Consider the following 23,967-nt stretch of genomic DNA (forward strand, 5'->3'; position numbering starts at 1 on the left):
AAGCAAGGAATGCGCCGATATAAGTTCAGAATGAAATTTTTAAGTATTTATGTTAAAATTTTATTTTGTATGAATAAAGTTTGGGGATGAAAGTTAGTAAAATAAGTGATGATATAACTATCATTTTTAAAAAAGAGAGTTGAGTGTATGAAAGCATCTATTAAGCATTATGTATTTTTACATGTTGCCTTTTTTTTATACTCTATCATAATGGTGTATATGAAATGGGCAGCGCAATTTTCAGTCGGTTCAATTTCTTTTCTTATGGCCTATATGGTTCTTGTTATCCTTTTGTTTGGATATGCAATTATATGGCAACAAGTCATTAAACCGTTTGAAATATCTAAAGCGTATTCACATCGGGGTGTTATTATTTTATGGGGGCTTTTATGGTCCGTAGTATTCTTTGGGGATACGATAAGATGGAATAACGTTCTCGGTGCGATCGTTATTATTATAGGGATTGTTGTGGTGGTAAAAGATGAATAAATTTGTTTTGCTTTATATTTTTGGTGTTATTTTAGCAAACTACTCCCAAATTTTACTAAAAAAAGCAACGTTAGTCACTTATGATACAAAGTGGAAAGAATATGTGAACCGATATGTAATAGTTGGATACTCTTTATTTGTAATTAATGCTGGTTTAAATGTTATTGCAATGAAAGGTGTCACATTAAAGCAAGCGCCTGTTATAGAATCGCTTAGTTACGTTATTATTTTAATATTCGGTTGGTATTTTCTTGGTGAAAAAATTACGAAAAGAAAAGTAGTAGGGAATATTATTATTATCGCGGGTATTGCAATTTTTTGCATTCAATAAACATAAGGAGATTTAAAGATGGTGATGAAAAAAAGAACCAAATGGTTAATTAGTTTTTTAGTCATATTTACAATAATGTTATTGTATGCCAGTTCTCGATCTAGCCTTTTAAGATCAGAAGGTGGCAATTTCAAAAATACAAAAGAAGGATTTCAACTGCAACAGGGAGATACGATTACACAACAGTTATCTAATAGTCATAAAGATATGAAGGCAATTTCATTACATTTGAATTCTGATGTGAAACAAGCCCATTTTACTGGGGAATTGAAGTTGATTACTAAAAATGAGACGGAAGAAATTAATGTTACATCAGATATGTTTAAAGAAGATGGAGAACTTTATATTCCTCTTCCTGAAAGAATTCAAAAAGAAGCAACAGATTTAAGGATAGTGTTAGAAAAAATTAAATTTGATGAAAATAAAGGAATATATATTACTACAGCTTTTCCTATAGAAGGTAAAATGTTAAATGTGAATGGTGAAACAAAAGACAATAAAGTATTAGTTGTTGACTATAAGTTATCTTCTGTGCCTTATTGGAAATGGGGTGTACTTTTAACTCTATCGGTACTAATTGCGACGTTATTTGTATGGGTAGGAAAACGTATTGTCGTTGAGTATACTTTAATTGCAATGATTTTTGGGAGCTTTTTTGCTGTTTATACACCTATTCATCAAACCTCTGATGAATGGGTTCATTTCTTAAAGAGTCAGGACGTTGCCCAAGGGAATTTAATTACACCAAAACATGAAGGGAATGTAGGGTACTTTGTTTCCCAAAAAATATTAGATACTTATCTTCATCCTGTTAAAAGGGATGAAAAAATCAATCCAGATGCAATTGATTATGTTAAACAATTTAGTATCAGACCAGATGCAAAAGAACAGCAAGTATTTGAGCCACAAGCTACAACTGCGGTATATACTTTTATCCCTTATATCCCACAAGCGATAGGGATTAAACTAGCTATGTTAGCTGATACAAATATTTGGACAGCAAATATATTAGGGCGTTTAGTAAATCTATTTGCATTCATTGCAATGTCTGCATATGCATTGTATAAAATGCCTGTAATGAGACGTACATTTATGTTCTTTATGTTAGCACCAATTATCATGTTCCATGCGGCAAGTTTGTCTGCTGATGCGGTATTAATGGGATCTAGCTTTATATTCATCGCATTACTAATGCGCCTATGGTTTCATAATGAAGGTCTTACAAAGGCAGAATTTATCTCAATGGCGGTATCAGGAATCATAATGACACTTTGTAAGTTTACGTATTGGCCACTGCTACTGCTTATGTTATTTGGTGGCGTAGCCAAACATGGAACGAAAAAGAAATATTGGTTATTTAATATTGGTGTAATAGGGGGAGCGGCAATACTTGTTGCGGGTTGGAACATATTTGTAATGAAATATGTTGGTGACGGATTAAATAGTGGAGATGTATCTGCGACAAGGCAAATTAGCTACATGTTGCATCACCCGCTTGAAGCATTAAAAGTATTTATTCGTTCGTTTGATCATGGATTAGATGAGTGGATTGAAATGTATAATGTCTTTGGTTTCTTATCTACACCTTTAAAAGGGATTCTATATTTATATCCGATTGTGTTTGTTATAATTGCAATCATTGATCAAAAAGAAGGAGTTCCTACTTTAGATTGGATGAAAAAATGGAGTTTAAGATTTTGCATTGCTAGTGTAATATTGCTAGTTATGTTAAGCTTGTATATGACATGGACAACTGTAGGAAGCCCGTATATTTTGGGAATACAAGGTCGTTACTTTATTCCTATTATTCCGTTTATTTTGTTGTTGGTTCAACAGCATTTTAAGTTTAAGATTGAAAAACCAGATGTCGCTATATTTGCAAGTAAAGCGGCAATATTATTTTTAACATATGCGTTTGTATTTTGGCTTGTAAAGTTGTTTTAATTTGAAAAGCAAGGAGAGGAATTCCCGTTGTTTAAAAAAAAGCTTATTATTATTCCTGCCTACAATGAATCGACAAACTTAATACACGTTGTAGAGGATATAAAAAAGAATGCTCCAGACTTTGATTATGTTATCATTAACGATTGTTCAAAAGATGATACTGAGCAAATCTGTAAAGATAATAATTTTAACTATGTAAGTTTGCCAATTAACTTAGGAATTGGTGGAGGTATGCAGACTGGATATAAATATGCCCAGCGTTATGGATATGATATCGCTGTACAATTTGATGGTGATGGTCAACATGATGCAGCATATTTAGGGGATCTTCTTCAGGCGATGGAGGAGAAGCAGGTTGATATGGTTATCGGTTCACGATTTATTAATAAAGAGGGTTTTCAATCTTCTTTCACAAGAAGATTAGGAATTCGTTTCTTTGAAAAGCTAATTAAAATTGTATCCGGAAAACAAATTACAGATGCGACTTCTGGATTTAGAATGGTGAATCAAAAGATCATTAATGAGTTTTGTGAATATTATCCGAAAGATTATCCAGAACCAGAGAGTATCGTGTCTGTATTAAGAAACAATTATCAAGTAGAAGAAGTTCCTGTGCTTATGCGAGAACGAATTGGAGGGACATCTTCAATTGTAAATTACAAAGCAATCTACTATATGATTAAAGTAACGCTTGCGATTACAATTGATAGATTGAAACCAAAGAGAAAGGAGAATGTTTCGTGACAATTCGCCTTCAAATTTTAATTATTTTAGGTGTTATAGTAGGACTAATGATCTTTACGAACTTGGTTCGTAAAGAGAAATTAGAATTGAAATATGTACTAACATGGTATGGTGTATTAATTGGTATTTTAATTATCGGGATTTTCCCTAAATCGATTGATGCTGTTTCACATGCTTTAGGGGTTGCTACGCCGATTAATGCGCTTTTCTTTTTAGGATTTATATTTGTTACATGTGTGTTATTCTTCTTAACTGTAGTTGTATCAAGGTCTTCTATTCGAGTTAAAGAATTGACACAAACTGTTGCGATTTATCAGTATGAAAATGAAAACATGAAAAAAAAGCTTGAATCAATGAACGATAAAGAACAAAAACAAAAAGTAACGATTGAATAATAAACGAATGAAAAAAGCCGTTAGTATGTATATATCAATGGCTTTTTTTTATTAATGGTTAATCATAATTGGTTACACAATGTTTGACTATCAATTACATGTATAAAGTGTCAAATGTAAAATAGAGGGCATGAAGTGACCTTGACGAATAAAGAGGCAATCATGTAGAATTTGTACGGAGTGTTTTTTACAGTTAGTGAAGAAAGTAACATGTAAAGCTTGTAATATGACACATAGATTACTAGATATATAATGTGGAAATTTGCGCGTATTTGGATAAGAACAAAATATATCCAATAAATATGATGTGGCAGGGAAAAGTAAGAAGAATAAATACTACTTGGATGAATGCGAATATAAACCAAGAACGAAAGAAAGAGGTTATAAGCATGAAAAAAGTTAGAAAAGCGATTATTCCAGCCGCTGGTCTCGGAACACGTTTTTTACCAGCAACAAAAGCAATGCCAAAGGAAATGTTACCAATTGTTGATAAACCAACAATTCAATATATCGTTGAAGAAGCTGTAGCAGCTGGTATTGAAGATATCATTATCGTTACAGGAAAAGGAAAACGTGCAATTGAAGATCACTTTGATAATGCGTTTGAATTAGAACAAAACTTATTAGAAAAGAAAAAATACGAGTTGCTTGAGAAAGTACAAGCTTCCTCTAAAATGGTAGACATTCACTATATTCGCCAAAAGGAACCAAAAGGTTTAGGACATGCAGTATGGTGTGCTCGTAAATTTATTGGTGATGAACCATTTGCTGTATTACTTGGAGATGATATTGTACAAGCAGAAAAGCCTTGCTTAAAGCAATTAATCGATGAGTATGAAAAAACACTTTCTTCTGTAATTGGCGTACAAACTGTTCCAGAAGATGAAACGCATCGCTACGGTATTATCGACCCATTAGAAAAAGAGGGACGCCGCTACCAAGTAAAGCAATTCGTTGAAAAACCAGCTCAAGGTACAGCACCTTCAAACTTAGCAATTATGGGACGTTATATATTGACACCAGAAATCTTCCGTTTCTTGGAAGAGCAACACGTAGGTGCTGGTGGCGAAATTCAATTAACAGATGCAATTCAAAGTTTAAATGAGATTCAACGTGTATTCGCATATGATTTTGAAGGCAAACGTTATGATGTTGGTGAAAAACTTGGGTTTATTCAAACAACAATTGAAATGGCCCTACAGCATGATGAGCTAAAAGAGGATTTACTAAAAATTATGCAAGAGCTTGTAACTGAACAAACAAACGCTGTAAAAAATTAGTTCATTTATAAATATGTACGGTTAGACATAGTGGATTGGAGAATGAGGTATTCTAAGACAAACTTCCAGTTTACTATGTCTAATCTGTGCTTATAAATTATTCTTTATGAGAAAGCTTGAAAAAGAAAGGAGTACCTTCTTTGAAGACCATTACAATTTTAGTGCCGGCATATAATGAAGAAGAAGTATTAGATCAATTATATAGTCGGTTAACAGGTGTATTTCAAGGAATTCCAAATTATAAATTTGAAATTTTATTTGTGAATGATGGAAGTAAAGATCGTACATTAGATATTATTAAAGAATTTAGAGAACACGATGAGCGCATTTCATATGTGGATTTATCACGAAACTTTGGGAAAGAAACAGCGATGATTGCAGGTCTTGATCATGCAATGGGTGATGCTGTAATTATTATTGATGCAGATTTACAGGATCCACCTGAGCTTATTCCTGAAATGATTAAATACTGGGAAGAAGGCTATGATGATATATACGCTAAACGACGCTCTCGTGCAGGTGAGTCATGGGCGAAAAAATGGACAGCGGGTAAATTTTATGGCTTATTAAAGAAAACGACAAGAATCCCTATTCAGGAAAATACAGGAGATTTCCGTTTATTAGATCGCCGTTGTGTAGAAGCATTAAAGAAAATCCGCGAAACACAGCGTTATACAAAAGGAATGTTTAGCTGGATTGGTTATAATAAGAAAGAAATTTTATTTGACCGTGATCCACGTGCTGCAGGCGAAACAAAGTGGAATTATTTTAAACTAATGGATCTTGCGATTGAAGGGATTACATCCTTTACAACAGCTCCACTCCGTCTTGCATCATTCATGGGATTTACTGTTTCATTCGGAGCATTTGTCTACATGCTTTGGATCATTATTAAGACGCTTATGTACGGTGAGTCGGTAAGTGGATATCCATCCATGATGACGGCGATTCTATTCATCGGCGGCGTACAATTAATTTCCATTGGTATTATTGGTGAATACTTAGGACGTATTTTTAACGAAACAAAACAGCGTCCACTATATTTTGTAGATGAATATAACGATGACAAAGTAACAAATATAGATGGCGATAAAAAGATGGCAAAATTATATAGTGTAGAAGATCGTAAAGTAAAATCCAATCACTAGGGGATTATAAGTGTGAATAATAAAACGAAGGAAATATTTAATTATTTATTTTTTGGTGGTTTAACAACACTGATTAATATTGTAACTTATTTCATTTGTGCAACTTTAGTTGGAATGGACTATAAAATAGCAACAACGATTGCGTGGATTGTAGCTGTATTGTTTGCGTATATTACAAACAAAAAATATGTCTTCAATAGTCAACAAGCTAATTTGACTCATGCGTTGAAGGAGTTCTTTTATTTTATGGGATTTCGTATCCTATCGTATTTTATAGATCTCTTTGCGATGATAGCATTTATTGAATGGTTAGGTATAAATGATTTAATTACAAAAGTTATTGCAAATATTATTGTTGTTGTCTTTAATTATTTTGCAAGTAAGTATGTTATTTTTAGAAAGAAGACCGATGTAGAAAATGGTCAAAATGCTTAAAAAACAAATGGCTTGGCTTTATGCCGGCTATTGTTTTTTATACATATATTTTTGTAATAAATTATTAACAAAGAATGTTATGGAGGAGTATAATGCAAGCACTGTTAGATTTGTTTAAGAAAAAGAAGGTTTTATATACATTTGCTTTCTTACTTCCTTTTTCTATTTATGGTGTAGTTTTCATGTTACTTGGTGTGGCGCCATTTGGATCAAAATCAATCCTTGTAACTGATTTACATACACAATATGTACAATTTTACACGTACTTATATGATGTTTTCAAAGATGGAAAAAGCATATTTTATAGTTGGGAAGGTGGAATGGGCCTTAATTTTATTGGTGTATTTGCCTATTATTTAGCAAGTCCATTTTCCATTTTAATTCTCTTTTTTGATCGTGCACATATTCCGGAAGCGATTATGTTAATGACGTTATTAAAAGTTGGACTAGCTGGTGTAACAATGACGTATTATTTAAGTCATATGATGAAGCGCCGAGAAATCACAATTACACTATTTTCAACTTTTTACGCATTAATGTCATTTGTAACTGTGTATTCATTCTGTGTAATGTGGTTAGACGGGATTTATTTACTACCTCTCATTTTGTTAGGGGTTGAAAAACTTTTAACACAGAAGAAATATGGATTATTTACGTTTAGCTTAGCACTTACATTTATTACAAACTTTTATATCTCTGTTATGGTAGGGATATTTACGTTTATCTATTTTGTAGCACGTTTTTGTGTGCTGTACGATGTTCGAAATATAAAGTTATTCATACAAAGATTTGTTTGGTTCTGTATGGGAACAGGTTTAGCAGCAGGGATGTCTGCCTTTATTACCTTACCAACATATATGGACTTAAAGAGTAACTTTGTGGAACGTGCAAAGCTACCATTTTCTACAGCATTTAATTTTGATCTTGTAGAATTCTATACACGATTCTTTAACGGAGTAGTCGATACAACAGTAAATGGTATGCCAAATGTTTACGCTGGTGTTTTAACACTATTATTGCTTCCATTATTCTTTATAACAAAGAAAATTGCTTTAAAAGAAAAGATCGTATATGGAGCAGTTTTACTATTTTTAGTTCTATCGTTTGAAATTCCATTTTTAAATATAGCTTGGCACGGTTTTGAACCACCAACGAACTTCCCATATCGTTATTCATTCACTTTCTCTTTCATGCTCATTTTGGTTGCAGTTCGAACATTTATGGTGTTTGAAGAGGAGTTAATACCGGCTTTAAAAAAGGTTGTTCTTTTTAACCTAGTTATGCTGTTATTACTTGGGAATTTAGCTCCAAGCTATATACAATCGAATAAAATTATTACAAATGTGTTCTTTATTGTTGTATATGCATTATTGTTAATTGCAAAAGTACGCTTGAAAAAAAATAAAGCAATAATCTCATTTGCTTTAGTAGCCGTGGTATCACTTGATGTTGCACTTAATACAGTCTATATGGTTAAGTTAATGGGGTATGAGTACGGTTATATTAATCGTCAAGAGTATGCTTCACCATATCCAAGATATGAAGAAACAATTCAAAAAGTCGCTGAAAAGGATAAAGGACTTTATCGCATGGAAACGACGCGAGGCGTTACATGGAATGACGCATTGCGTTTTGGGTATAAAGGTGTGACGCATTTTAACTCCGTAGCAAACGGCCATTTAAACTTATATATGCAGGAGTTAGGTTATGGTTATTTAGAGGCTCTAATTTTACAAAATGGTAAAGGCATTATTTCTACAGATGCATTGCTCGGAATGAAATATATGATTTCAGATGAACCACTTAACAAGTATGGATGGTCCGAAATTGATCGTGTAGGTAAGAACTATGTATATGAGAATAAAAATGCTCTTCCATTTGGGTACATGGTAAATAAAGAGGAATTTGATATAAAAGGAAAAGATAAGTTAAAGGTTCAAAAAATTAACTATGTAAATTCCTTTGAAGAACAAAATAAATTTATTGGCAAATTAAATGGGCAAGATATTAGCTACTATAAACCACTTGAACCAAGTTCTGTAGAATATAATAACTTGGAGGTTGTAGAAAAGGAAAAAACGAAGCAAGAATTAGCTGCTGAAAAGAAAAAAATAGCTCAGACGAAACAAAAGCCAATTGAATTGATAAAACAACAAGATGGTAAAACAGCTAGCATTAAATATGTATTTGATGTCAAAGGTAAACAACAGTTGTATACGAAATTACGTGTAGAGCCAACTGATGTTACAAAAGTATATGTAAATGGAAAATCTCTTGGTAAGAAATTTACAGAGTATCCGCGTTATTATTGGAATAACGGTATCCTTGATTTGGGATATTTTGAAAATGAAAAAGTAGAAGTTGAAGTAAAAGTAAACCATCAGTCTATTGAGCTAGAACAACAATTATTCTATGGGCTTGATGTAGATGCATTGGATCAGCGAGTGAATGAATTAAAACAGCAGCCATTTGACGTAACAAACTACACAAGTCGTACTGTATCTGGAAAAATTGATGTGAAAGAAGATGATTATTTATTCTTATCGATTCCATACGATAAGGGCTGGAAGGCGACTGTAGATGGAAAAGAGACGAAGTTACTGAAATTAAATGATGCGTTCCTTGGATTAGATTTAGAAAAAGGAACACATACAGTTGAATTAAAATATACTTCTCCAGGGTTTGTAATAGGAGCAATCGTTTCTTCTATTAGTTTAATTGTTACATTGTTACTTGGTTTCGTGTTATCAAGAAAACAGAAAAAATTATAATATAAAAAGAAAGAGGACTACTGNNCAGTAGTCCTCTTTCTTTTTCAATATACATCCAGCTGTGAGAAAGAAATATATCATAAAGATTCCATTCTCTAAGATATTATAAAAAGCACTTCCGACGATAGCGCCGACGCATAAATATAAGAGGAGGGGACCAAATGGTGCTTCTTTTCTATATTCCCAAAACAGCCTTAAAAAACCAAATGCAAATATAGCGCATAGGATGACTCCAATGAGGCCCGTTTCAGCAAGGATCTGAATGTACTGGTTATCCGAATAAAAATTCCATGTAATATTGTACTGCTTATAAATTGGTGAAGAATGTGTTTGAGTAGCTGCATCACCAAATGTACCGAAACCATATCCTGTAATCGGTTTGTCCTTGAAAATTTCTACTGCTTTTTTCACATAATAGATTCGTCCATCTTGCTTACTTAGTTCAACAGTTTCTTCGGATAAAGCTTCTGAAAAACGTTTAGCTCCGAGAGCATCTCCTTCTAAATAATTCGTCACAGAAGAGATACCTGCAGCACACAAGGATGATATTAGCAGTACGGAAAGTAGTGATTTCCAATACGGTATACGTCTATAAACGATGATATAAAGAACTACAAATATCATCACTGTTAAAAAAGCGCCACGTGAATATGTTAATAATAACGTCGTTGCGATAAGCGTGAGTCCTATATAGACGATATATTTCATTTTGGTTGAAGCATCTCGCAATAAATAGAGTGATATGAGAAATGCTAATATTAAATAAAGTGCTAATTCATTTGGACCGCCGGCCATCCCGTATATACGTATTTTATTTGTAGGGGCTAATACGAGTTCTTTCCATGCCTCTGGAAGCAACATACTTCGTAGAGAGAGTTTTTCAATTAAACCTTGTATTGAAATGATAATGGAAGCGATGAAAGTTATTTTTGCAAAAAATAACAAATCATCATGATGGAAAGAAAGCCGCGATACAATATAGAATACAAAGTAAAATAGTAACAGGGTATGTAGCTGCATTACAATCGCTGTAAGGGAAACGCCATTTACTATTCCTAAAATAGATCCGAATAAACAAAATACAAAATATGCAATTTCAAAGTAATGAAATGAAAATAGCTTTGAAATATTATGTCGGTATTGTAAAAACAATTTACATAACAAAGAGAGAATAATGAGAGAACCGATCAATTTGAATCCAGCGTTATAGGCTGTAAGAAAAGGACGCATCGGAATGAATAATAGTAAATAAGCAATACCGAGCTTTTCATCTCGGAAAGCAGAGACTGCTAATAAAGCTGAAATGAATAGCCCGGTATAAGGTGATGGGAATAACAACCCTAATGTAACAAAGAAAATGCTGAGCAGTATATAATGAAATCGAGTAAGGTGTATCATATATAGTCTCCTTTAACATGATGATGGTATGCGATAAATATTGTTTACTTCTGTTAGCATTTTAGAGAAAGTGAAGTTTTGTAAATAATATTCGCGTCCGCATTCTGCCAAGGAATGGTATAGCTTTTCATCTTGTAATAATCTTGCTAGTGCAGTTGCTAATTGTTCTTCATCTCCATATGGTATAGAGATACCCGATTGATTTGGAACAATAACTTCAGGTAACCCACCAATATTTGTCGCAATCACGGGTTTTTTCATGGCAATTGCCTCAATTGCAACGTAGGATAATCCTTCATTTTTTGACGGAATCACGATTATATCATGTGCTTCGTATTCTTTTATAATGTTATCTTGAAAACCTAATAAAGAAACGGAATCATCTAATTGTAACGTCGTGATTAAGTTTTCTAATTGACTTTTTAGTGGCCCGTCTCCAATAATATTACATTGCCATTGTAAAGACGGATATTGTGTTTTTAACTTGTGTAAGCTTCTTATAAAAAAAGGTTGCCCCTTTTCCTCGCTTAACCTTCCAATTACAGCGATTTTCATCGGTTTATGAAGAGCGGGTAATGCATTTGAATAAGGGTCTTCTAAACCATTGTAAATCATTTTTAATTTATCCTTTTGAACCCCTTTTTCAAGAAGCTGTTGTTTCATAAACTGTGAAATACAAATAATCGTGTCATTGTAACGAGTAAAAAAAGCATTGCACCATCTTAAAGGACGTGCCATTGGAACATCCACATGATATGTCCAGATGACACGTATGGATGCTCCTAATAGTTTTGCTAAAATTGCAATATAGTTCTCACGTAAAAATTGTGCGTGAACTATATCTACTTGTTCTTTTGCGATTATTTTTTTAAGTTTTCTTGCAGCTTGTATATCAAAAGGATGGTGCATTTCTATACGATATATGGGTATGTTTAATTTCTCAAACTTATGTAAGAAAGGGCCAGGAGTAGAATATACAAGAACACAACGTTTTGGATCAATAGATTGAATTAAATCGAGGACATATTTTTCCGACCCACCATCCCCGACATAATTCAAAAGGTACATAATTTTATTCATTTATATCCTTCCTTTTACCTAAAAATAGCGATAGCAATTGTTGTAGCTCCTTTACTCTTAACATGTAAGTAATAAGTAAGTAAATGATAGCACCGACTGTTATTGCTAATAAGATAAGTAATTTTGTATCATGTGAGAAATGAAGCAGTAGTTTGGAAGCATACAAACTTACAAAAGATGCAACGGTACATTTCAATAAAAAGCGAGTGTAGTGCAAATTTATCTGTTCTTTCTCTTTCATATACTTTTGCAACATCCATAATAACAGAAATACTGTACTTACTGATGCAATAGAGGTTGAAAGTGCAGCACCTGCTAAACCAATATAATGAACGAGTACGATACATAATATAACATTTACAACCATAGAAACGATAGATACGTACATAATATAACGATTCAGTTTTAGTGAAAACAATAAGCGATCAAGTAAATCTTTTAAAGGTTGCATAAGAGCAGCGACTGCATAAAATTGTAGTGCGGTTGCTGTTAGCTCAATAGAATCCTTTCCGAATGCACCATAGTTATAAATCACTTTTACAATTTCTTCAGTAAAGAATGTAAAATAAACACAGACTGGGATAAATAAAAATAACAGTACTTTAATATTCGTTTCAATGAGCTGAATGAATGGTTTCCAATTCTCCTGGTTTACATATTCAACGAATTTTGGGTACATGACAGTTAAGACAGGAGCAGCAATTAATCCAAGTGGAATAAAATATAACTTTTGAGAATAATTAAGAGCTGCAATAGACCCTTCTTCCAGTCCGGAAACTAACGTTCGATCTACGAGTAAATTAATTTGAATAGACACACTTGTAATAAATGCAGGGATACTTAAGGCCATCATCCTTTTTAAAGAAGGATCTTTCCAATCAATTAAAAATTTATAATGGTATCCTTCGCGTCTAGAAGCAACGTAGACAAGTATAGTTTGTACAATATTTCCAAGTATAACACCTAATGCAAGTGCATAAATTCCAATCCATTGTACGAGCAAAACAAAGATAAGTAGTGTAATCCCATTTAACACAATCCATTGTATACTTGTAATTCGAAATTTATGTAAACTGTTTAAATAAGCATTGAAGATATCAATAAAAAATGTACAAAATACAGTTGGAAAAATAATTTGCAGCAAATAGGCTGACAATACTGCTGTTTGCTCGGGTAAACCATGTGCAAACATTTTAATAAAAAAATGTGGTTGCAGTTCAATGAGCAAAAGCGGAATAAAGAAAATGAGTAAAATAATATTTAAAAAGTTATTCATAAATCGATATGCTTTAAGAGGATCTTTGCCTTTTAGTTCCATGAAAATAGGAATGAATGAGAAGGCAAAAGCGCCTGTGATACCAGTGAATACAATTGTTGGTATATTTAAAGCAACCACATATGCATCTACAGCATAGTTTGTACCGAAATAAGCTCCAAGTGTAACTTCTTTTGCAAATCCAAGTAGTTTGCCTAAAGCTGTCCCAAGTGTGAAAAATAATGTTACGATGAGAAATCTTTTTGCCTTGTCTTGCGAGGCTGTTCCTACCATTTATAATCAATTCCTTATGCAATTTTAATTCTTTTCAAGCATAATTTATTTATATGTAAAAATCAAATTTATATCAGTGCAATCAAGGATGTTTCTAAAAGAAAAGGATATCATCGATTTTGATGATATCCTTTTTGTGTCTTATTTTCTAAATTTATGATTTACTTCAAATGGTTTAAGGATCAACGTATTCTATTTTGGAGAGAAACTAGAATTGCGTTGATATACAGAGTTATGAACCGCATAGTATATACGAGGTGCAATGATAGCACCGATAATTGTAAAGATGATATCTTTAACAGCAAACCACATCATAATCGTCCAAGCCGCTTTGTAACTCATATTTCCGCCCATCCAGAAGTTTACAGCCGCATACATATAAGTTGTACCAATGATATAAGTTAAGATAATTCCAGTGGCAGATGCGATTGCAAATGTCCCAAGTTGTGGTTTTTCTCTTTGTTCTACTAGTTTTCCTGTTACATAAGCAACAATAATGAATGCGATAATAAAACCACCGGTAGGATCTAACAGTGCGCCAAATCCAGCTTGGAATTTAGCGAAAATTGGTGCTCCTGCAACCCCAATAAGCATATAAACAGTCATAGATAAGGCCCCAAGTCTGCTTCCGAGAAGAAGACCCGCTAAAATTGCGAAGAATGGTTGCATCGAAAGGGGAACACCAGCCACTTGTAAAAAGGGTGCCCATGATACGATATTCGCACCAATTGCCATAAGCGCAACAAACATAGCTGCTAGTGATAAATCCGAAACGCGTAATTGCTTCATAATGTTAACCTCCTGTTGATGTTCAGTTAACATTATCGTAGCTAATTCGTTTATCTATTGTCAATCAAAATGTTTTGATAAGTAGGATTCAATGAATCCCTTAGTAATGTGTATGGAATACGAAATTGCGGGATTCCACTTGAATAAGGTGCGATTTCATATAAAGAGAAATAAATGACAAGGTTATCTGGTTCTAAAAAGTAGTTGAATTTCTTTGTACTCATCACTTTGTCAGCAGCATCTGGAAAATAAATACTTTCATTTTGTTTAATTTGTCTAATGATTTCTGTACGAATAATATCTTTATAGTTACTGTCTTTTTGAAATAAATCAGCTAGACTGAGTATCTTCTTTTCTTTTAAATCAAACGTATTTGCTTTCCACGTATATAAACCATGTGCACCGCCTGTATATTGGTAATAGTTTATGTATAAGCTTAATAAAGGAGAATTTTGCAATGTCACTTTATAATCGACATTTACAACATATGGATGAAAAGGTGCATTGGATTCCTGAGCCTCTTTATAATATTTTTTTGCTTCTTTTGCTAATGTTGTTTTAAAGCGATCTGTTGTTGTTTTGTAGTATGTATTCAATTTGTTCTGAAATTTTTCATCGTAAAAGTTACTAAAATAAGGTCTGCTAATTTGATACTCTAAATAAGGCTTCTTACCTTTTTGCGTGACAGTCTTTATATCGATTGTCAAGTTAGAAGGGTGGGCTGCTTTCGTACAATTTGGTACAATAATGAGCAAGGAGACTAAGAGTAATAGAATACAGAATTTGTTTTTCATGTAGATGGAACCTCCTTAGATAAATACTATGGATAGTTTGAAAATAAATAGAGGAAATTATACATTTTTAAACAAGGAAAAGGGAGAAATAGTATGCCGAAAACATTAATGGATGCACTTGGGATTGAGCTGTTAGAAATGACAGAAGAGAAAGTGGTAGCAACTATGCCAGTAGATGGACGCACACATCAACCGTTGGGATTTTTGCACGGTGGTGCATCAGTTGCATTAGCAGAAACTGTAGCGAGCGTAGGAGCGTATAATTTAATTGATCAAGAAAAGTGTATTTGTTTTGGACTTGAAATTAATGCGAATCATATTCGCTCGAAACGCGATGGAATCGTAACAGCAATCGGTACGCCGATCCATAAAGGAGAAACAACAATGGTTTGGGATGTACGAATTATTGATGAAAATGATGACCTGCTTTGTATTTCAAGATGTACAGTTGCTATTAAAGAAAAAAGATAGCGAATAGACGAATTGATCGTCATACAATTAGAAGCGTCCCCTATTAAAAGAGAACGCTTCTAAATTAAAATGAGGGGAACTTCTTTAGGGTGGTGTATGAAGTAAGAAGGATGTCCTTCCTGCTTCATACATCACTATGGGATGGTTCCTTTTTATTTTCTGATTTTGGGAATTAAGTCTCCTTCTAGGAATAAGTCAGACACGTGTAGCCTAAAATTAGCCTGATCAAAATTTTCCTTGGACAACCCATTTTCTTGTTCTCCATTTTTAAAGTTCCAAACATTCTTTGGAGTAAAGGAGCCAGTTGTATTTAAGAAAATATAATCTCCTTTGGCAAAGGAACCATCTCGAAATGGAACGTAGTGATTGTCAGTATTTTGGTCAAATAAAGGCTTGCCTAAAAAATAGCGATCATTTTGTGATATACCCAATAAGTATAATAATGTTGGTGAAATATCTAAGTGACCACTGGCTTGTTCATCAACTAGACCTTGTTGTTCTGTTAGTGCGCTACTATGGATGAGGAAAGGTACTTTATCAAATTGACGATCAAATTGTTGGTTTAATCCAATTTTATTTAATTCTTCTAGTGGCAATCCAGCGTCATGATCACCATAAATTACGAATATAGAAGAATCATAGATTCCTTTCGCTTTTAGTCCTTCAATAAAAACCCCAAGTGCTTTATCTAAATAATGAACAGAGTGAAGATAATTCCCCATTAAGGAACCTTCTAAATCTCCAAGTTCTAATTCACGATGGTGCGGCGGTAAGTCATATGGATGATGATTTGATAGCGTAATTAACATGCTTAAAAATGGTTGTTCTAATGTTGGTAACGCATCTTTCATCTGGTTTAGGAAATCTACATCTGATATTCCCCATCCAATATTCTCAGCAGGCTTAAAGTCTTTAGAAAACATAGATTGTTCGAACCCTAAGCTACGATGCATGAACGATCTGTTCCAAAAATTACCGTCATAACCGTGCGCTGAAAGTGTTGAATATCCATGCTCACTTAAAATAAAAGGTAAACCTTCAAATGTATTATCTGCGAAGTTAAAATAAATACTTCCATTAAAGCGAGATGGATGCATAGAGACTAAAGTTGTAAATTCCCCATCAGAGGTTCTTCCCTGATCTGTTTGATCAAAGAAATTTGGATAGTATATGCTTTCTTTTTTCAAACGATTTAAGTTTGGAGTAATCTCCTGCCCTGCAATACTTAAATCGACAACGAAGTTTTGGAGAGATTCAGCTTGAAATAGAATGACGTTTTGTCCTTTTGCTTTTCCGAAATGCTCTCCCTGTATAACCTGCCCATTCTCAGTATGGAACCATTGTTTTAACTCATTTATTTTTTTGTCCGAAATATCCTCTTTTAAGACCATGTTATTAACGTACTTATAAATATCAAATATATGATAGTTTATAATTCCTAGATGGTCTGCCACCCACATATTTGAAAAACGTGCATCTGCAATTCCAGCCGTCACAACATATTTATACTTTTCGCGGAGTGGAATGCAAAAGAGAAGTACAATCATTAAAAACACAACAAGGTGACGGACAAATTGTTTCGAACGGGAGAACCAGTTATATTTGTTCATAATGATATAGACAACAATTAATACAGGTATGTCAGCGAAATAGATAATATCTTTCCATTCAAATAATGTCCAAATACTATCTGTTAAACTAGATACTTGTCCAAATTGCTTAATAAGGCTGATGGAAAGTAAATCTTGGAAGTATCGATAATAGATCACATTTGCAAGTAATAGGACGCTAAGCGCAATATCTATTAAAAACAAGCTAAATATCCTCCATTTATTGGAGAAAAGATGTATGATTGGCAGTACAAGTAATATTTCGAAAAACGTTAAGCGTACGACAATATCTTGTGGTTCATTGGATAGAGAGGTAAAAAAGAGAACGAGTTTCCAAAATGAAAAAACCGTAAAAATAATAAAATCTAATTTTGTTAAGGCAAATCTTTTAAAAAACGATAATAAATTAGACATAAAAAGACCCCTTTTTCTATGCGTCTAAGTTGTAGGAAAGACCTTCTGTAAAAGCCCCTTTATTTATCCTGTATTAACATACAGCAACACTCCTACCATTGATAGAAGTGTTATTTTATTGCTATATGGCATAGTAAACACTTTAAAAAATAAGAAACTGAATAGGAAAAATCCAATCCAGTTTCTTATTTAACAGTGTCAGTATTAAAACTGAATTTTCTTCTCTAAGAAGCTTTTCAATTCGCTAATTGGCATACGAACTTGCTCCATTGTGTCACGGTCACGTACTGTAACAGCTTTGTCTTCAACAGAGTCGAAGTCATATGTGATACAGAATGGTGTACCGATTTCGTCTTGGCGACGGTAACGTTTACCGATAGAACCAGTTTCATCAAAGTCTACCACGAAGTCTTTTGCTAGTTCTGCGAACACTTCTCCAGCGCCTTCAGATAGCTTTTTAGATAGCGGTAAGATCGCTGCTTTGTATGGTGCTAAAGCAGGGTGGAAACGAAGAACTGTACGAGAGTCGTTTTCTAGTTGCTCTTCTTCGTATGCATCACATAAGAATGCTAATGTTACGCGGTCTGCGCCAAGAGATGGCTCGATGCAGTATGGTACGTAACGTTCATTCGTTTGTGGATCGATATAGTTAAAGTCTTCGTTAGAGTGTTCCATGTGACGCTTTAAGTCGAAGTCTGTACGAGATGCAACGCCCCAAAGTTCGCCCCAACCGAATGGGAATTTGAATTCAATATCAGTTGTTGCATTACTGTAGTGAGATAATTCTTCTTCACCGTGGTCACGAAGACGCATGCTTTCTTCGTTCATACCAAGTGATAGTAACCAGTTTTTACAAGTGTTACGCCAGAATGTGAACCATTCTAGTTCTTCACCTGGTTTACAGAAGAATTCAAGTTCCATTTGTTCGAATTCACGCGTACGGAATGTGAAGTTACCAGGCGTGATTTCGTTACGGAAACTTTTACCGATTTGACCAATACCAAATGGAAGTTTTTTACGCATAGAGCGTTGTACGTTTTTGAAGTTTACGAAAATACCTTGTGCTGTTTCAGGACGAAGGAAGATTTCGTTTGTACTAGATTCAGTAACGCCTTGGAATGTTTTAAACATTAAGTTAAACTGACGGATTTCTGTGAAGTCTTGATTGCCGCAATCTGGGCATTTTACTTCATGTTCTTTCATTAAGTCAGTCATTTGATCGAAAGTAAGACCATCAACGATCATTTCGATACCTTTTGCATCTAGAGCATCTTCAATTAATTTATCAGCACGGTGACGCGCTTTACATTTTTTACAGTCGATCATTGGATCGTTAAAGTTACCAACATGACCAGAAGCTATCCAAGTTTTTGGGTTCATTAAAATTGCTGCATCTAAGCCAACGTTGTATGGAGATTCTTGAATGAACTTTTTCCACCAAGCTTTTTTCACATTATTTTTTAATTCGATACCAAGTGGACCGTAATCCCAAGTATTTGCAAGGCCACCATAAATTTCAGAACCAGGGAAAACAAAACCGCGATGTTTCGCTAAGTTTACAACTTGTTCCATTGAATACATAATAAAATCCTCCTTTTAAAAGTTAACGTATTGGCGATGACAGGGTGTACTTGTTGGATAGCAATTTCGTGAGCAAGCCGCTTGCGCTTTTAAATACAAAAAAGCTCGTCTCTAGGCATTTTTGCCTAGGGACGAGCTTGTATATACCCGCGGTTCCACCCTAGTTGATGTGCGTATAAACGCACAACCACTTTATCACGTATTGCTCAAGACTGCCGTTTCCTCGCTTTTTCAGGCTTTCACTATCCCTGAATCGCTTTTTGTGCAAGTACTTATAAGTCCGTCATCGCTACTATATTTAATAATAATGACCATATTCTATCATGTTCCTTTTTAAATCACAATAGAGGAAGAAGCCTTTCTTTTTAGATGGACGAGAGTATCCGTCGATGGATAGAGGCGGAAAGTGCTTTTTTCGCCTCATGCCAAGTGAAAACAAAGGGAGGAAATGAGAGCATCACTTCTTTTGTTTTCATGGCAGGGACTTAAATCGATATATATGATAGAGTTTCGCCTGTTTTATTATTCTTTATTCGGAAACGATGCTCATAGTAGAGCGAATATGTTTAATTGCTTCACGTTTGCTTAAAGGAGCAAGTTCATTGTTTTGAACGTATTCCCATACAGCATTTGGGCTTGTTTTCGCATATTCACGAAGTACCCAGCCAATTGCCTTTTGGATAAAAAATTCTTTTGAAGATTTGAGTTGTCCAATGATTGAGAAGAGAAGTTTTTCATCCATTTGCTCTTTATATTTCAGCTGAAATAAGATTGCAGAGCGTTGTAACCATATATTTTCTGAAGCAATCCATCTTGGAATATAGGTAGGAATGACTTCTGGATGTTTCAAGAAAATGCTTCCTAGGAATGTTGGGACAATGCCATCAACGGAATCCCACCATGACTTCGTTGTAATAAGCTCCTCTAAGAATGGAATATGAGTTTCATCGAGATGCCTTTTGTATTTTTGTAATAGATCGAGTGCGGCAGCTTGAAATTCGCGTTCGGGCAAAGTCCAAAGTTCACGGATGACGAGTTGAAATTCCTCGTTGTTTGGGAGCTTATGTACTTGTATAACTTCACGTAATAGCTTTCTTCTTTCCGGTGTTTGAATACCGAAAAACGAGAAGTGGTTTTTCATATAACGAGCCATTGGTTCTGCTTTTTCCGGATTTTGATGTGCAATAAATTGTTGCTGTAATGCTTCTACAAATGGGCGCATAAAACTGTTCTCCTTTCAGGTTTCTCTTTCATATTATATAAAGAAGTGATACGAAAGTGATATAAGAAATATGGTAAGAATGGAAAGGAGGGAGAGCAGTGGAGGATCAAAGTATATTAGCAGGTTTTTTTGCTCTTAGTTTTACTTTCATTTTGATTATTGTAATTTGGGGTATCATTGCATATGTATTAACGGCATTTTCACTTTATACAATGGCAAGAAATGATGGCGCTGAGGATGGGGTTCTTGCTTTTATTCCATTTTTAAATAGTAAAGTTTGGGGAGACTTGGCAAAGGAGAAATTACCTAGCTTTTTGAAAGAAGAGGCAGGATGGAAAATATTCGGAATATATGTTTTGTGTTTTATTTTGAACTTTGTTCCGATTTTAAATGTGCTAGCAACAGGGGTATCGCTTGTTCTGTCGATTTATTTGATATATGCCATTTTAGAGCGATATGGAACGAACGCAGTTTTATTTACAATTATTCATGTAATAACATGTTCTATTTTTCTTCCGATTCACTTGTTTTTGATTCGAAATGAGCCGACGAAATATTAGGGTTTACTGGGGATAATCGTGTTGAGTATTGTTGGAAGATCGATATATGGGAAGAAAGAATTGGTATATTATAAAAATGAAAGGCTATCGCTGCGTGCGATAGCCTTTTATCTTTAAACGAGCTACTGTCGCTTTTTAATGAAGCCAGCTCCAGTGGCAAGAATGTTCGGTGGCTTCGTTTCTTCCACCGAGGCAAAGAGCGCCTCTATGTCAGAAGCTCCATCCCCCTCACATTCTGAACGAGCCACTGTCGCTTTTTATGACTACATTAAGTAACGCAGATAAATGTAGATGTGAGAAATGATAAGTGACACGATCATAATTGGAAAACCGAATTTTAGGAACTCCATGTAGCTAAATCGGTGTCCTTCACGGCTTGCGATTCCTGCTACGATTACGTTAGCAGAAGCACCGATTAATGTACCGTTTCCGCCTAGACAAGCTCCGAGTGCCAATGACCACCATAGTACATCGATTTGCACATCGGAAGGTGATAGGCCAAGACCGACTGCCATATCGTTAATGAGTGGAATCATTGTTGCAACGAACGGAATGTTATCAATTGTTGCGGATGCAATACCGGATACCCATAAAATAAGGATAGATGCGTAGGAGATATCGCCACCTGTTAAACCAATTACTTTTTGTGCTAATGTTTTGATGAGTCCAATATCAATAAGTCCACCAACGAGTACGAATAGACCAGCAAAGAAGAAAATTGTAACCCACTCTACGTGAGCGAATATGTCTTCAATTTCATGCTCTTTTACACCGATTAGCATAAGTACAGTAGCACCCGTTAATGCAATTACTGCTGCATCAATGTGGAAAATAGAATGAGTCATGAACCCTAGAATTGTAAGACCAAGTACTGTCAAAGATTTTTTCATTAACACAGCATCTTTAATGTATTTCTTTTCATCTAAACTCATTAATTTTTTTATTTGTACAGGATCAGCAATTAGCTGCTTGCGATACATAAAGTAAATCATTGTAGCGGTAACAGCAATAATGATAATTACGATTGGAGCTAAGTTAAATAAGAAAGCATTAAAATCTAGATGTTTATTGGCAGAACCAATCATAATGTTTGGTGGATCACCAATTAATGTCGCGGTCCCTCCAATATTTGAAAAAATAATTTCGGAAAGTAAATATGGGACAGGATTTACTTGTAAAATACGCGTAATAGATAAAGTAACTGGAACAACAAGAAGTACAGTTGTTACGTTATCTAGAAATGCGGAGCCAAGCGCGGTAAGCAAAGAAAGAGAAATTAAGATTTTAATTGGATTTCCTTGTGCTTGTTTAGCGGCTTTAATTGCGACATATTGGAATACACCTGATTTACTCGTAATGTTTACTAAAATCATCATGCCGATCAGTAGTGTGATAGTTCCCCACTCAATATGTTTTGTAAAAGCAGTGTGCAGGTCAACGACTCCAAAGATCACCATAAGTGCAGCACCGAGAAGTGCGATAACAGCACGGTTAAGTTTTTCTGAAATAATAATGGCATATGTAATTAGAAAGACTGCGATTGCAAAGTAATATTGCCAGTTTGCAATTTCTTGCGTTGTTTCGTGCAAAAATTCCATCTCCTTTCGGGTAACTTTTCTTAGTGTGTCATAAATGTATGGAACAAACACACTTAAAGCCATTATAAAGTAGAAAAATGTCGGATGTAAATGGAAGGGTTTGCTTTGTCCTATTTTCTGTTTCGGTTAATTTTTCTTGTTTTTGAAAATATTTGCGGTTATTTGACATATACATAAGATACATCCAAATCTGAATGTATCTTATGTAATAGCATTCGAGCCTGTTCGTGTAGGAGGATAAAGTAGATAGAATGATAAGGAAGGGATTGTATGGGTGAACAACAATTTTTGTTTTTAGATTTTGAGTTCACAATGCCACAAAATAGGAAAAAACCAAAGGGTTTTTTTCCAGAGATTATTGAGGTAGGACTCGTATCGGTTGTTGATTGTATAGTGGAAAATACGTATTCATCTTATGTAAGACCAGAAGCTTTTCCAAGTTTAACAGATCGGTGTAAAAAATTTTTAGGAATTAATCAAGAAGCAGTAGACAGAGGGATTTCCTTTTTGGAACTTGTCGAGAAGCTTGTGCAATATGAAAAACGCTGTCAAACAACAATTGTAACGTGGGGCAATATGGATATGAAAGTACTGAAGCATAATTGTGAGGCTGTAGGTGTTGAGTTTCCTTTTTCAGGGCAGTGCAGAGACTTATCGCTCGAGTATAAACGTTTCTTTGGAGAGCGGAATCAAACTGGACTATGGAAAGCGATTGAAGCGTATGGGAAAGTAGGAACAGGGAAGCATCACTGTGCAATTGATGATGCGATGACGACCTATAATATTTTTAAGCTGGTTGAAAAGGACAAAGAATATTTAGTAAAACCATCTCCGCCGACTTTAGGTGAGCTTATTGATTTTTCAAAGGTGTTAAAGAAAGTGAGTACACAATAGCGACCAAATTACAAACTGTGTAATTTGGTCGCTTTGTTTTTTATAGCTTGTAATCTTGTTTTAATTGCTTTAGTACCTGCAAACTACGCTTTGCAAAAGGAGAGTCGTCTTCTTGAAATGCATTCACTTGTGAGTCTAATGCTATTTTCAGAGATTCTTTATAATCCGGGATATTCCCTTCATATTTTTTTACCATTGGTTGCGGAATATTTGTTTGTTCGCGAAAAGCTAAAGCACGTCTTTCATGGAAAAATGGTACATCAGCTTGCTTTACATTATGTAAATCACCTTGCGTAGGATGTTTTAAAACAGCTAATACTCTCACAACGTAGCTTCCAGGACGGCTGTTTGTAATTTCACCGATATATTTTCCTGTTTTATAGATGCCAGTAACGATATCACCAATTTGGAATGTTTCGCTCATATTTTTCACCTCAATTTTATAGTAAGGAAAGAGTGGGATGGAGTCA

21 protein-coding genes and 1 pseudogene are annotated in these 23,967 nt (G+C 34.4%); 12 read left to right on the forward strand and 10 right to left on the reverse strand.

The window, feature by feature from the left end; genetic code table 11:
* The first annotated feature begins 147 nt into the window (after positions 1-147).
* From CN288_RS07315 to CN288_RS07355, 9 genes are all read left to right on the forward strand, one after another.
* Positions 148-489, forward strand: coding sequence for a hypothetical protein (locus CN288_RS07315; RefSeq protein ID WP_026594232.1), 342 nt, complete (start codon positions 148-150; stop codon positions 487-489).
* Positions 482-820: an EamA family transporter gene (locus CN288_RS07320; protein WP_026594233.1), complete on the forward strand. Its 339-nt coding sequence runs from the start codon at positions 482-484 to the stop codon at positions 818-820. The genes CN288_RS07315 and CN288_RS07320 overlap by 8 nt, the downstream gene beginning before the upstream one ends.
* 18 nt (positions 821-838) lie before the next feature.
* Positions 839-2,764, forward strand: a complete 1,926-nt coding sequence (locus tag CN288_RS07325; protein WP_098302035.1) for a DUF2142 domain-containing protein — start codon at positions 839-841, stop codon at positions 2,762-2,764.
* Positions 2,765-2,791: 27 nt separating this feature from the next.
* Positions 2,792-3,508 (forward strand): glycosyltransferase family 2 protein, encoded by a 717-nt coding sequence (locus CN288_RS07330; RefSeq protein WP_026594235.1) that lies wholly within the window; start codon positions 2,792-2,794, stop codon positions 3,506-3,508.
* Positions 3,505-3,903 carry a DUF2304 domain-containing protein gene (locus CN288_RS07335; RefSeq protein WP_026594236.1) on the forward strand — a complete coding sequence of 133 codons (399 nt, stop codon included), beginning with the start codon at positions 3,505-3,507 and terminating at the stop codon, positions 3,901-3,903. Before CN288_RS07330 ends, CN288_RS07335 begins: the two co-directional genes overlap by 4 nt.
* A gap of 389 nt (positions 3,904-4,292) precedes the next feature.
* Complete coding sequence (galU, locus tag CN288_RS07340; RefSeq protein WP_090693883.1) at positions 4,293-5,183, forward strand: UTP--glucose-1-phosphate uridylyltransferase GalU; 891 nt, start codon at positions 4,293-4,295, stop codon at positions 5,181-5,183.
* A gap of 140 nt (positions 5,184-5,323) precedes the next feature.
* Positions 5,324-6,331 carry a glycosyltransferase family 2 protein gene (locus CN288_RS07345; RefSeq protein ID WP_026594238.1) on the forward strand — a complete coding sequence of 336 codons (1,008 nt, stop codon included), beginning with the start codon at positions 5,324-5,326 and terminating at the stop codon, positions 6,329-6,331.
* A gap of 12 nt (positions 6,332-6,343) precedes the next feature.
* Complete coding sequence (locus tag CN288_RS07350; protein ID WP_026594239.1) at positions 6,344-6,766, forward strand: GtrA family protein; 423 nt, start codon at positions 6,344-6,346, stop codon at positions 6,764-6,766.
* A 92-nt stretch (positions 6,767-6,858) separates the two neighbouring features.
* A complete protein-coding gene (locus tag CN288_RS07355) occupies positions 6,859-9,537 on the forward strand; it encodes a YfhO family protein (RefSeq protein WP_098302036.1) in 2,679 nt (892 codons plus the stop codon).
* On the opposite strand, the gene CN288_RS07360 is transcribed toward CN288_RS07355, so the two are convergent.
* The 5 genes from CN288_RS07360 to CN288_RS07380 all read right to left on the reverse strand — a co-directional run bounded on the left by CN288_RS07360 (position 9,532) and on the right by CN288_RS07380 (position 15,147).
* Positions 9,532-10,935, reverse strand: a complete 1,404-nt coding sequence (locus CN288_RS07360) for an O-antigen ligase family protein (RefSeq protein WP_098302037.1) — start codon at positions 10,933-10,935, stop codon at positions 9,532-9,534. The genes CN288_RS07355 and CN288_RS07360 overlap by 6 nt on opposite strands.
* Before the next feature lie 12 nt (positions 10,936-10,947).
* Positions 10,948-12,015 (reverse strand): glycosyltransferase, encoded by a 1,068-nt coding sequence (locus tag CN288_RS07365; RefSeq protein ID WP_026594242.1) that lies wholly within the window; start codon positions 12,013-12,015, stop codon positions 10,948-10,950.
* Positions 12,008-13,564, reverse strand: a complete 1,557-nt coding sequence (murJ, locus tag CN288_RS07370; protein WP_026594243.1) for a murein biosynthesis integral membrane protein MurJ — start codon at positions 13,562-13,564, stop codon at positions 12,008-12,010. Before murJ ends, CN288_RS07365 begins: the two co-directional genes overlap by 8 nt.
* A gap of 192 nt (positions 13,565-13,756) precedes the next feature.
* On the reverse strand, positions 13,757-14,353 hold the full coding sequence (locus CN288_RS07375) for a biotin transporter BioY (RefSeq protein ID WP_098302038.1): 597 nt from the start codon (positions 14,351-14,353) through the stop codon (positions 13,757-13,759).
* 50 nt (positions 14,354-14,403) lie between these two features.
* Complete coding sequence (locus CN288_RS07380; RefSeq protein ID WP_098302039.1) at positions 14,404-15,147, reverse strand: DUF3298 and DUF4163 domain-containing protein; 744 nt, start codon at positions 15,145-15,147, stop codon at positions 14,404-14,406.
* Positions 15,148-15,240: 93 nt separating this feature from the next.
* Between CN288_RS07380 and CN288_RS07385 the strand changes: the two genes are divergently transcribed.
* Complete coding sequence (locus CN288_RS07385; RefSeq protein ID WP_090693865.1) at positions 15,241-15,618, forward strand: hotdog fold thioesterase; 378 nt, start codon at positions 15,241-15,243, stop codon at positions 15,616-15,618.
* Between the two features lie 152 nt (positions 15,619-15,770).
* Here CN288_RS07385 and CN288_RS07390 read toward each other — a convergent pair whose 3' ends face one another.
* The 3 genes and pseudogenes from CN288_RS07390 to CN288_RS07400 all read right to left on the reverse strand — a co-directional run bounded on the left by CN288_RS07390 (position 15,771) and on the right by CN288_RS07400 (position 20,445).
* Entirely contained in the window at positions 15,771-17,642 is a 1,872-nt protein-coding gene (locus tag CN288_RS07390) for an LTA synthase family protein (RefSeq protein WP_098302040.1), read from the reverse strand.
* 204 nt (positions 17,643-17,846) lie between these two features.
* Positions 17,847-19,223, reverse strand: a complete 1,377-nt coding sequence (locus tag CN288_RS07395) for a glycine--tRNA ligase (RefSeq protein ID WP_098302041.1) — start codon at positions 19,221-19,223, stop codon at positions 17,847-17,849.
* Between the two features lie 485 nt (positions 19,224-19,708).
* Positions 19,709-20,445: pseudogene (locus tag CN288_RS07400) on the reverse strand (DNA alkylation repair protein).
* A gap of 98 nt (positions 20,446-20,543) precedes the next feature.
* Between CN288_RS07400 and CN288_RS07405 the strand changes: the two are divergent.
* Positions 20,544-21,005: a hypothetical protein gene (locus CN288_RS07405; protein ID WP_098302043.1), complete on the forward strand. Its 462-nt coding sequence runs from the start codon at positions 20,544-20,546 to the stop codon at positions 21,003-21,005.
* Positions 21,006-21,268: 263 nt separating this feature from the next.
* Here the strand turns inward: CN288_RS07405 and CN288_RS07415 are convergent, their stop codons facing one another.
* Positions 21,269-22,594 (reverse strand): ArsB/NhaD family transporter, encoded by a 1,326-nt coding sequence (locus tag CN288_RS07415; RefSeq protein ID WP_026594252.1) that lies wholly within the window; start codon positions 22,592-22,594, stop codon positions 21,269-21,271.
* A 279-nt stretch (positions 22,595-22,873) separates the two neighbouring features.
* Here CN288_RS07415 and kapD point away from each other — a divergent pair, with 279 nt between their 5' ends.
* The gene (gene kapD, locus CN288_RS07420; RefSeq protein ID WP_098302045.1) at positions 22,874-23,497 is read left to right on the forward strand and encodes a 3'-5' exonuclease KapD; all 624 of its coding nucleotides are present in this window, start codon (positions 22,874-22,876) and stop codon (positions 23,495-23,497) included.
* Positions 23,498-23,537: 40 nt separating this feature from the next.
* Here the strand turns inward: kapD and CN288_RS07425 are convergent, their stop codons facing one another.
* The gene (locus tag CN288_RS07425; protein ID WP_026594254.1) at positions 23,538-23,921 is read right to left on the reverse strand and encodes a kinase-associated lipoprotein B; all 384 of its coding nucleotides are present in this window, start codon (positions 23,919-23,921) and stop codon (positions 23,538-23,540) included.
* Positions 23,922-23,967 lie beyond the last annotated feature (46 nt).

This window comes from Bacillus sp. AFS023182, assembly GCF_002560575.1.
GTDB classification, from domain to species: domain Bacteria; phylum Bacillota; class Bacilli; order Bacillales; family Bacillaceae_G; genus Bacillus_A; species Bacillus_A arachidis.